Genomic DNA, 9845 nt, shown 5'->3' on the forward strand with positions numbered 1-9845 from the left:
TGCGGAGCGAGACGGACTAGTAGTCACATAACGAAAACACCCCGCCATAAATGACAGGGTGTTGAATTCGGCATGAAGCCTTATCTTTGTAGCTTCTGCAAGATTTAAGTAACTGTGCAAGGCGTCCCTTACAATTACTATTATAATACATTGTAAAAGCATTTGCAACTCTTTTTAAAATTATTTTTTAAATTTGAGTTTTGGTTCGTCACCCTCTTTTTTGATGAAATGTTTATTACCTAAAACATCTGTTTTAACTTTAAAAATGGAGATATTTGATTTATTTAATCCCTTTACACATTGTGTTGTACTGTTCGGAACAGTGTCAAAAATATCAATCAATTTTTCACCTTTTTCAAAATCTGATTTATTCAATGGTTTTAATTGAACTTGCTGTTTTCCTTTATTATTTCTAGATAAAAATCTAAACAATTGTTCTTGACCTTTTTCAACATCCTTTATTAAAATTAAATCATTTTTATATAAAGTAAACTTAAATTCAGACTGTTCATCAACACCTTCGATTATCTTTATAGAATTATACTTCTCAATAGAAATACTATATTTCCCACTACCTTTTTCAAAAGATAAATCAGAATATTTCAAACCCATCAATTCATATTTTTTAGTCTGATGATTAAAATATACATCTGTCCTCCAAGGCTTAAGTGACTGAAGAACCACTTGATTATCACTACCATCTGGTGTGATATCAATGTGATTACCTAGTTTATTATCATAGTATTTAAGACTTTTAATTTCTGGACCATTGCCTTTTTTACTGTACTTACGGATTGGCCCATTTTCTTGTCTATATTTCTCAAATGGATTAAAATCGACTAATTTTCCAGTTTTATCGTATTCTTTAAATGGTCGATATTGTTCTATTATCTTCTCGATTACTTCATCCCAAGTTTTTCTATCTTTCTGAAACATTAAAAATTGGGATTTATCCTTATTGTATAAATCTAAAAACTTATAGAACCCAGTTTTAGAAGGGGTTTTAGTCCCTAAAGAATAGATATCTTTAATTTTTCCCAAAGTATAAGTGTATTCTTTTTTCTCTTTATCCAACTTTGCTTTTCTTGTTGCATAAATTGTAGCATCTGAAATTTTTCGATTAAATTTTGAATCTACTTGATAAGAAAATAGAATACTATCCTCAAATGTCTTGCTACTTAATGTATCAACAAAATGGTCATAAGGAGCTTTAAACACTAACTCTTTGTATTCATCATCACTTAATGAAATAATTTCTCCAGTCTCTGAATCAACAAACTGTCCTTCTTTATAAGCAATCAGAGGATTATTCTGTTTTTTCCATAATCTTAATTGACTCGAAGCGGCAATAATTAAGGCATCAACAGCATGATGATGGTAAGTCTCACGAGACTTTTCAAGTCTCCACTTTCTTCTTAGCTGAGAGGTAAATTGTCCACGTACCACCGAAATAGTTGTATCGAATTTATGAGCTTTATAAAAATCTTGTAGAGCATTTAAAACAACGCGAGAGGAATATCGAGTATCAACCAAATTTCGTTCGATGAATTTCTGCTTCACTTCAATTTTACTAATATCTTCTTCCGTTAAAAGGTACTCTTTCTTTTTATTACCTAATAATTTAGACTCTTTTACATAAGATTTAAACTCACGGTAGGACCAGGCATCATCCATACTATCTAAAGCCTGAAACGGAGTACGTTGGCCTTTTTCTTGGTTTGCTGTAGCTAGAACCAATACTTTATTAGATAGACTATCGTCAAACGATAAAGATAGAGGTAAAATATGGTCAATTTCGTACATGTACTGATTGTGAATTAAATCTGAAATTGGAATATTCTTCCCAGTATAGAGACACTTCTCTCCCTGCTGGTGCCATAAACGAATCTTAGTAGCCAATTCCTTATGCCCATGAAAAATACTATCTGGCAACTCTTTTTTCCCATTGTATTGAAACGCCGCTTTTTCCATAGCCGCATATTTCTCATCTTGGTTTGCCTTTTGACGTTTTATATAATCTTTCTTAGCGTCTTCTTCGTTATTTTCACGCGCCATTTCGATAACGATATTATCAAAGATACCATGTTTTTTAGTTGCTTCGTTGATTATTTTTATAGCTTGTCTGACGGATTTTGCTACTACAGGGTTATAAATTTCTTCTGTTAATTCTTTTTCATCAATATACTTGGTTCTTTTTGATGTTTCTTTAGATTTTTGTTTCCCCAATCGTGTTAGAATTGTCATTTGCTCTTCTGAAGTTTCATAGAGTTCTGGTATCAATTCCATCATGAGTTTAAGGGAAAAATTATGCCATCCCTTACTAAATAGACTGCTATTATTTTTTCTAAATTGAACCAATTCAAGTACTTGATCTTGACTAAAAGAATCTTTTAACTTTGTGTTAATCGCTTCTTCTATACCTTCTCGTTCAGTATTTAGAGTTAAAATATGTGCAAGCTCATCTAGAACATTTCTAGACAATTCCCCAACTGAAATTGTTTCTAGCGATTGCATTTTTCGATAGACTTCAAAAGTATGTATTTCAGGTTTATTGTTTACATCAACTCGATAACCACGTATCTGATCTACTGAAGTATCAATCATTTTAGCAATGTATTTCAATAAGGTTGAAGCCCCTAATGTTTTCGCCGACTTTGCATATTCAATGATTGTTTTCTTTTGTTCCTCACTCAGTTTCTTAGTCTCTGTAGGAACTGTTAAATTATTTAGATCATTTAGCAAGTTAAACTCTTGAGCAGTATAGGAAGCTTTAGAAGCTCTGTATTCATTAGGATAAAATGTACATTTACCAATTAAAACACCAAAAATATTATCTAATGTTACGTACTCCCCTTTAGAGTCTTTATGAGTAGTATACCGTCCATAATCCGTCCGTGATTTTTCATTTCCTGGTCCATGATAATATTTTCTTTTCCCTGTAAGGATTTTTAGATAATCCTCTATAAATTCATCCGTAATCTGATTATTAAAGTCTTGCTGTTTTCTTAAAATTCTTTCAGCTTCCTTTTTATACGCAGATGTTGAAAAAACATTGATCAATCGGCATTTCTCACCATTTTCCACAACAGTGAAATCTCCCCTTAATTGACCATATTTTTCAAAACGCTCTAGTTGGATTTGACCAGGTGTCTTTTCAGCAAGTAATTTTCTATTTTCTTCAACTGCCTTACCATAATCAGACGATACTGTACCCCCATCCTCAGAAGCATCATCCAAATAGCTAATACCACGTCTCTTAACAATGTTCTTTAAAGCTATGAACAGCTCTTCATTCGTTAGTTGCTGATCCAATCCATCTACACGAAGTCGATATGGATTAAGATTAATGGATACCTTAGAAAAATCAGTTAACAAACCATAGTCTTCAAATAGATCCTTAAGCCGAACACCACGGTGTTTTTTTCTACGATGTAATCGTCGAGCCTGTCTATTTTTTCTTCTTTCAACATTATTGTCAGCAGTTGCAGCAGGAAAAATTCGTGAACTAGCATGAACAATCTTTCCAGAATTTTTTTCTAGAATTCCCACTCCTACGGAGGCAATACCGATATCCAATCCTAAAACTAAACCATTCATAATTATACTCCTAACTAATCATCATATTAATTAAATTTTACTCCTTACTTCCTAAAAAATCAAATCATTATATGCAATTAACTAAAATATCCTATCTTTTTATAATTATATGCAAATTCTCACGTTTTGATCATTGATAAAAAACAAAAAAGCGTGATCTCACGCCTTGGAGTTGTATTTAACTTGAGTGATTTCTACATAAAAATCAATAGTTTCTATGCCCCCTGCAGGAATCGAACCTGCAACTACTCCTTAGGAGGGAGTTGTTATATCCATTGAACTAAGGGAGCTAGAGAAAAACCCTGCTGGGTGAGCAGAGTTTTTTAGTCGAATTAACGACGGATTTCTTTGATACGAGCTGCTTTACCTTGAAGAGCACGCAAGTAGTACAATTTCGCACGACGTACTTTACCGTAACGAACAACTTCAATCTTTTCAACACGTGGAGTGTGGATTGGGAAGATACGCTCAACACCTACACCGTTAGAGATTTTGCGAACTGTGTAGTTTTCTGAGATGCCAGCACCTTTACGTGCAATAACAACACCTTCAAAAATCTGGATACGTTCACGGTTTCCTTCGACAACTTTCGCGTGTACACGAACAGTGTCACCAGGACGGAATGATGGGATATCTGTACGAAGTTGACCTTCAGTCAAGCTTTGGATTAATGGATTCATTTTTTTCTCCTATCTTTGTCAATCTTGAGGAACCTTCCTCAGCGGATAAACTGTATTTTTGTATGTCCATTACACACAAGATACAGTTTACCAAATTTCCACAAAAAAGTAAAGAAATTTATAGCAGAATTCCTAAAAAAATCGCTACTAAACCTCCTAAGTAAGTTAAGAGGAAATAGCTATAAAATACCTTCTTGTCACTTAACAGTCTTTGCAGCTCGTCATTCAAGGTTGAAAATGTCGTTAATCCTCCACAAAAACCTGTCGCTAGGATAGCATAGACTTCCTTAGACTCAACATGGCTGTAAAGCAAGCCAATCAAAAAACAACCGAGAAGATTGGCTATGAGAGTTCCTAGAGGCAATTTAGAAGCTTGATTATAGCGGGAAAAGAAATAACGGACAAGGGCACCCAGTCCACAAGCAAGCGCTAGATAAAATACTACCATTTCTTCCTCCCTAGACAATAAGCAAATAAAAGCCCTCCGCCAATACTCAATACTAGGTAGATTACCAAGCTCAAATAACGCCCGGTATCAAGCAGTTTTACTGCATCAAGCATTAGGCTAGAAAAAGTTGTCAAGCCACCACAAAATCCCGTCCCCAGCGCCAAAACCAAGCCTTTGCTGGTTCCCTTATAGGCCAGATAGCCTTTTACCAGATAGACCAAGCAGAATATTCCCAGATAGTTGACGAGAAGGGTCCCCCAAGGAAAGTCTGGGCTAGCTGGTAACCAAGTGGAAATGAGATAGCGGGCAAGGCCTCCCACCATTGCAGCTAGAAAAATCCCTAGCGGATAAAATTGTTCTTTTTTCATTTAATGTTTTGATCCTGATAATCACGCGAACGTTTGAGTATGTCTGAAAAAGTTGCAACAATGGTCTCCTGATAGCGCTTATCTTCTACTCGATTTTTGACTTTCTCAAAAATAACTTCTTCTCTCTTAGTATCTAAAATAGGTTTTCCTGAGGCTTTCTTATAGGCAACTACTCCCTCAACCAAATGCATTCGTTCTTCTAGGAGCTTAACGATTTGGTCGTCGATTTGATCAATTTCTTGCCGAATAATATCTAAGTTCATACAGTCTCCTCCTTTATTTGAATTATTGTATCAAAAAGCTACCAAATAGGCTAGTAAAATCCCAAAATAATTAATAAAAAAACGCACTGACTTCTTCCAGTCAGCGCAGTTTGATTCTTATCCTACTTTTGCAGCCAATTCTTCTGCGAATTGTTCCAAACGTTCGATGTCTTCTTCTTCGGCAGAGAGGTCCACTTTAACACACGCTGAACCTTTTTCTGCTCCTGTCGCGACAAATACACGATCAAAGTCATCAACAGCTTTACAGAATTCGTCGTAGAAGGTATCTCCTGAACCGACCACTCCATAGATTTTGCCATTCAAGTTGAGATCTGCTAGGTCTTCGTAGAAGTCCATCATCTCATCTGGCAATTCTCCGTCTCCATAAGTATAAGTCGCAACGATTGCGATGTCTGCCTCCAAGAAGTCTGAAGCGTCAACAGTCGTACATTCATCCACATCGACATCCAAGCCCAAGTCACGCAATTTGTCTGCTACAATATCTGCAATTTCTTCGGTATTACCGGTCATACTGGCAAATACAATTTTTGCTAATGCCATATCGTCCTCCTCAATTTATCTTTCTCCATTATATCATATCTTTTTCATTTTAAAAATAAAAATTCTTGTGCTACAATGAAATGAGAAAGAATTGAGGTTATTTATGGAAATTTGCCAGCAAATTTTAGAGAAAATCAAAGAATACGATACCATTATCATTCACCGTCATATGAAACCAGATCCAGATGCCTTAGGGAGTCAAGTGGGCTTGAAAGCTCTTCTCACACACCATTTTCCAGAAAAGACCATCAAAGCAGTCGGTTATAACGAACCAACTCTTACTTGGATGGCGGAAATGGATACTGTCCCAGACAGTGTCTACCAAGGAGCTCTTGCTATTATTTGTGATACAGCGAATCGTCCTCGTATCGATGATAAACGCTACGAACAAGCTGCTTTCACCATCAAAATCGATCACCATCCAAATGATGATATCTACGGTGACCTATCTTGGGTGGATACAAGTTCAAGCAGTGCCAGTGAGATGATTGCATTATTTGCTCAAGAAAATCAGCTAGCTTTGTCTAGTGAAGCGGCACGACTTCTCTATGCAGGAATTGTCGGGGACACAGGGCGTTTTCTCTACCCGTCAACTAGTGCTCGAACCTTTAGAATAGCTGGCCAGCTCCGAGAAATTGATTTTGACTTTGCTAGACTGTCTCGTCAAATGGATACCATGAGCTTCAAGATTGCAAAATTGCAAGGATATGTTTATGATCACTTAGAAGTTGATGAGAATGGGGCTGCACGCGTTCTTCTTACTCAAGACATCTTGGAAAAATATAAGGTTACGGATGCTGAAACGGCTGCGATTGTCGGAGCACCTGGTCGAATTGATACCGTTAAGGCTTGGGCTATCTTTGTTGAACAAGCTGATGGTCACTTCCGTGTACGTATGCGCAGTAAAATCACTCCTATCAATGAGATAGCCAAACGACACGACGGGGGAGGGCATCCATTAGCCAGTGGCGCCAATTCCTATAGTCTAGAAGAAAACGAACAAATATACAAAGAGCTGAAAGAGGCTCTACAGATGCACCAAGGCTAAGAAGAATTTTCTTGGCCTTTTCTATGCTAGATTCTTAAAATATACGGTTTCTTTGTACCTCAGTTTATGGTATAATAAATCAAACTGAATAAAAGGAGACATAATAATGGAAAAAAATCGTTTGTATATTCTCATTTCTGCTGGAGTAGCCATCCTTGGTTCACTCTTGCCATGGGCTAGTTTAAATGCAGGTTCTTTTGGGTCCTATAGTGTGAATGGTTACCAAGGAGATGGGTGGTTTGTCATTATCGCGGCTATTGTGTCTATTGTTCTTGCGTGCTTGAATAACATGAATAAAGCAATGCCTAAAGGGTTCTCAATTGGTGTCATTGTTGCGGGTGCAATTGCAACTCTCGTCACACTAAATAGTCTCTTTAATGTAAATAAGTACATGTCTAACTTTGGTGGATATGGCATTTCAATCGGCTTTGGTTTGATTTTAGCTCTTCTTGCTAGCATTGCACTAGTTGTAACTGGTCTCTTGGCAATGTCAGGTGGTAAAATTACGAAAGAGTTATTTACTGAATTAGCTGAATCTGGTAAAGATTTTGCTCAAACTGTCGGACGTGTAACAAGCTCTACCGTTAAAACTGCAGTCGAAGAAATCAAAAAAGAATCTCAAGAACATAAAAAAGAAGAAACTACAGCTGAAAAAACAGAGACCGTAGAAAAGGAGTCTGAGCAAAATGAAGAAGCTACAGAACCAGCTCATGTCGAAGCTGAAACTGAAAATGAAGAACCTGTTAAAGAAGGACCAGTTGAAACTGAACTAGCTGAAGAAGAAACTACTGAAAATAAGAATTTTGAAGAAAGTGAAACAGTAAAAGAAACAGCTGAAGAAGAATCAACTGAATCTAAAAATGAAGAGAAAGAAGAACAAAAAGATCCAAGTCAGGCGGACCAATAATTCTTCTCCCTATCACCTCAGTAAAAACTGGGGTGATTTTTATCGATATTTTTAATAAAATCAGGGAAAAGACTTGCCAAACTTACCAGAATCTGATAGACTAGTAAGGTAACAATCTATGGCTCGCAAAGAGACCATGGCAGAAAGGAAATATTGCAAAATGAAAAAAGATATCCATCCAGAATATCGCCCAGTTGTCTTCATGGACACAACTACTGGTTACAAATTCCTTAGCGGTTCAACTAAACGCTCTAACGAAACTGTTGAGTTCGAAGGCGAAACTTACCCATTGATCCGTGTGGAAATTTCATCAGACTCACACCCATTCTACACTGGACGTCAAAAGTTCACTCAAGCAGATGGACGCGTGGATCGTTTCAACAAAAAATACGGTCTCAAATAATCATAAAAAGAACAGTTACCACTGTTCTTTTTTTTTACTTCTTTTTATGTTTTTATGAACCAACCACTGCTATTATCTCAATATCAAGCTTCAAGCTAGTACCGAAAACTAATTTGAACAAGTTTAAAAAATATCAAAAAGAAGTTTGATATTGAGAATGGTTAAGATAATGGAAACTGCGTAACCTAGGATTGTGTTCCACTTGGCATTGGTGAATTCTCCCATCAGTGACTTCTTAGAGGTCAGATAAATTAAGGGGAAGATTGAAAACGGAAGAGCAATTGACAAAAAGACCTGTGAATAGACCAATAACTGATCCAAGGTTTTTTCTTGATATCCAAACAAAACGGCAACAACAATCACAGGAAGCAATGCAAAAATACGGGTACCGATACGGATAATCCACTGAGGCAATTTCAGATGCAAGAAACCTTCCATGACAATCTGTCCTGTCAAAGTACCTGTAATGGTCGAATTTTGACCACTTGCTAAAAGGGCTAAAGCAAACAAAGTTGACAGAGTTGAGCTAGCTATAGCTCCTGCTATTGTCGAATCCTGTAAAGCATTGTACATTTGGGAGAAAGCTGAAATTTCAGATGCATGACCAAAAAAGAGAGAGGCCCCTAAAATGAGCAGTAAGGAATTGACAATAAAGGCGAGGGACAACTGAAGATTTGAATCCCAGGTCATAAAACGAACGGCTTTTCGAACATCCTTCTTATCTTTGTGATTGATTTTCCTTGTTTGGGATAGGGATGAATGAAGATAGAGATTATGGGGCATGACTGTCGCTCCCACAATTCCTAGAGCCAAAGTCAATTGGCTTTCATGACCTGGTAATGGTGTTTCAAATAATGTTGGAGTCGGTAAATAACCACCCAAAATACCCTGAATACTTGGATTGGATAAAGCCACCAGATAGGTAAAGATGGCTAATATGGTTAAAATAAGGGTCGTAACAATGGCTTCAATTTTTTTGAAGCCAAATTTCATCAACAACAACAAAAGAAATACGTCTAAAACGGTTAAGAGGATAGCGACCATAATTGGTATTTTAAATAAAAGATTTAAGGCAATCGCTGAGCCTAGAACCTCAGCTAAGTCGGTCGCCATTAAAGCTAATTCTAAAATCACCCATAAACTATAACGAAGCCACTTGGGAGCATGATGTGCAGTTGCCTGTGCTAGGTCCATCTTAGTTACGATACCGAGCTTTCCAGCCATCTGTTGTAGTTGCATGGCAATGATGGATGAAATCAAAATAACAAATAAGAGACTATATTTGTAGGAAGCACCACCAACCACACTGGTAATCCAGTTTCCAGGATCCATATAACCAACTGCTACAAGGGCTCCAGGTCCTAAAAATGCTTTTAGATTTTGCCAAAAATGATTGTTATTAGGAGTTTCAATAGATTGGTTGATCTCAGAGAGTGACACTTTTTTATGAGAAGACATAGATACTTACCTCTTTCTAAACCTACTTTTTCATTATTTTCTATTAGAGAAAAATAAGATTGACTTTAAACTATTAAAACAATGAAAACTATATGAAAAACATTTAGTTTTT

Annotated in this window: 10 protein-coding genes and 1 tRNA gene; 3 read left to right on the top strand and 8 right to left on the bottom strand. The window is 36.5% G+C overall.

Annotated elements, in window-relative coordinates:
- Nucleotides 1-180: 180 nt before the first annotated feature.
- The 7 genes from cas9 to HMPREF2853_RS00525 all read right to left on the bottom strand — a co-directional run bounded on the left by cas9 (nt 181) and on the right by HMPREF2853_RS00525 (nt 5917).
- Nucleotides 181-3597, bottom strand: a complete 3417-nt coding sequence (gene cas9, locus HMPREF2853_RS00495) for a type II CRISPR RNA-guided endonuclease Cas9 (protein ID WP_070534552.1) — start codon at nt 3595-3597, stop codon at nt 181-183.
- Nucleotides 3598-3815: 218 nt separating this feature from the next.
- Nucleotides 3816-3887 (bottom strand) — tRNA-Arg (locus HMPREF2853_RS00500).
- 42 nt (nt 3888-3929) lie between these two features.
- Nucleotides 3930-4277, bottom strand: a complete 348-nt coding sequence (gene rplS, locus HMPREF2853_RS00505) for a 50S ribosomal protein L19 (RefSeq protein WP_001068669.1) — start codon at nt 4275-4277, stop codon at nt 3930-3932.
- Nucleotides 4278-4395: 118 nt separating this feature from the next.
- Nucleotides 4396-4725, bottom strand: a complete 330-nt coding sequence (crcB, locus tag HMPREF2853_RS00510; protein WP_070534554.1) for a fluoride efflux transporter CrcB — start codon at nt 4723-4725, stop codon at nt 4396-4398.
- The gene (gene crcB / locus HMPREF2853_RS00515) at nt 4719-5093 is read right to left on the bottom strand and encodes a fluoride efflux transporter CrcB (RefSeq protein WP_000712108.1); all 375 of its coding nucleotides are present in this window, start codon (nt 5091-5093) and stop codon (nt 4719-4721) included. The genes crcB (HMPREF2853_RS00510) and crcB (HMPREF2853_RS00515) overlap by 7 nt, the downstream gene beginning before the upstream one ends.
- A complete protein-coding gene (locus HMPREF2853_RS00520; protein WP_070534556.1) occupies nt 5090-5356 on the bottom strand; it encodes a chorismate mutase in 267 nt (88 codons plus the stop codon). Before HMPREF2853_RS00520 ends, crcB (HMPREF2853_RS00515) begins: the two co-directional genes overlap by 4 nt.
- 117 nt (nt 5357-5473) lie before the next feature.
- Complete coding sequence (locus HMPREF2853_RS00525; RefSeq protein WP_001162123.1) at nt 5474-5917, bottom strand: flavodoxin; 444 nt, start codon at nt 5915-5917, stop codon at nt 5474-5476.
- A gap of 103 nt (nt 5918-6020) precedes the next feature.
- Here HMPREF2853_RS00525 and HMPREF2853_RS00530 point away from each other — a divergent pair, with 103 nt between their 5' ends.
- The 3 genes from HMPREF2853_RS00530 to HMPREF2853_RS00540 all read left to right on the top strand — a co-directional run bounded on the left by HMPREF2853_RS00530 (nt 6021) and on the right by HMPREF2853_RS00540 (nt 8275).
- Nucleotides 6021-6965 (top strand): DHH family phosphoesterase, encoded by a 945-nt coding sequence (locus HMPREF2853_RS00530; protein WP_070534558.1) that lies wholly within the window; start codon nt 6021-6023, stop codon nt 6963-6965.
- Between the two features lie 106 nt (nt 6966-7071).
- On the top strand, nt 7072-7872 hold the full coding sequence (locus tag HMPREF2853_RS00535) for a DUF5336 domain-containing protein (protein ID WP_070534560.1): 801 nt from the start codon (nt 7072-7074) through the stop codon (nt 7870-7872).
- Between the two features lie 160 nt (nt 7873-8032).
- Nucleotides 8033-8275, top strand: a complete 243-nt coding sequence (locus tag HMPREF2853_RS00540) for a type B 50S ribosomal protein L31 (RefSeq protein WP_000710762.1) — start codon at nt 8033-8035, stop codon at nt 8273-8275.
- A gap of 123 nt (nt 8276-8398) precedes the next feature.
- Here HMPREF2853_RS00540 and HMPREF2853_RS00545 read toward each other — a convergent pair whose 3' ends face one another.
- The gene (locus HMPREF2853_RS00545) at nt 8399-9733 is read right to left on the bottom strand and encodes an Nramp family divalent metal transporter (protein WP_070534563.1); all 1335 of its coding nucleotides are present in this window, start codon (nt 9731-9733) and stop codon (nt 8399-8401) included.
- Nucleotides 9734-9845: the final 112 nt, after the last annotated feature.

It is taken from the genome of Streptococcus sp. HMSC077F03 (genome assembly GCF_001812375.1).
Taxonomy (GTDB): domain Bacteria; phylum Bacillota; class Bacilli; order Lactobacillales; family Streptococcaceae; genus Streptococcus; species Streptococcus oralis_S.

What these genes read in the sequence shown, in the direction of transcription:
- HMPREF2853_RS00535 (WP_070534560.1), top strand. Translation starts at nt 7,072, where the DNA reads ATGGAAAAAAATCGTTTGTATATTCTCATTTCTGCTGGAGTAGCCATC.
- rplS (WP_001068669.1), bottom strand. Translation starts at nt 4,277, where the DNA reads ATGAATCCATTAATCCAAAGCTTGACTGAAGGTCAACTTCGTACAGAT.
- HMPREF2853_RS00530 (WP_070534558.1), top strand. Translation starts at nt 6,021, where the DNA reads ATGGAAATTTGCCAGCAAATTTTAGAGAAAATCAAAGAATACGATACC.
- HMPREF2853_RS00525 (WP_001162123.1), bottom strand. Translation starts at nt 5,917, where the DNA reads ATGGCATTAGCAAAAATTGTATTTGCCAGTATGACCGGTAATACCGAA.
- cas9 (WP_070534552.1), bottom strand. Translation starts at nt 3,597, where the DNA reads ATGAATGGTTTAGTTTTAGGATTGGATATCGGTATTGCCTCCGTAGGA.
- HMPREF2853_RS00545 (WP_070534563.1), bottom strand. Translation starts at nt 9,733, where the DNA reads ATGTCTTCTCATAAAAAAGTGTCACTCTCTGAGATCAACCAATCTATT.
- HMPREF2853_RS00540 (WP_000710762.1), top strand. Translation starts at nt 8,033, where the DNA reads ATGAAAAAAGATATCCATCCAGAATATCGCCCAGTTGTCTTCATGGAC.
- crcB (WP_000712108.1), bottom strand. Translation starts at nt 5,093, where the DNA reads ATGAAAAAAGAACAATTTTATCCGCTAGGGATTTTTCTAGCTGCAATG.
- crcB (WP_070534554.1), bottom strand. Translation starts at nt 4,725, where the DNA reads ATGGTAGTATTTTATCTAGCGCTTGCTTGTGGACTGGGTGCCCTTGTC.
- HMPREF2853_RS00520 (WP_070534556.1), bottom strand. Translation starts at nt 5,356, where the DNA reads ATGAACTTAGATATTATTCGGCAAGAAATTGATCAAATCGACGACCAA.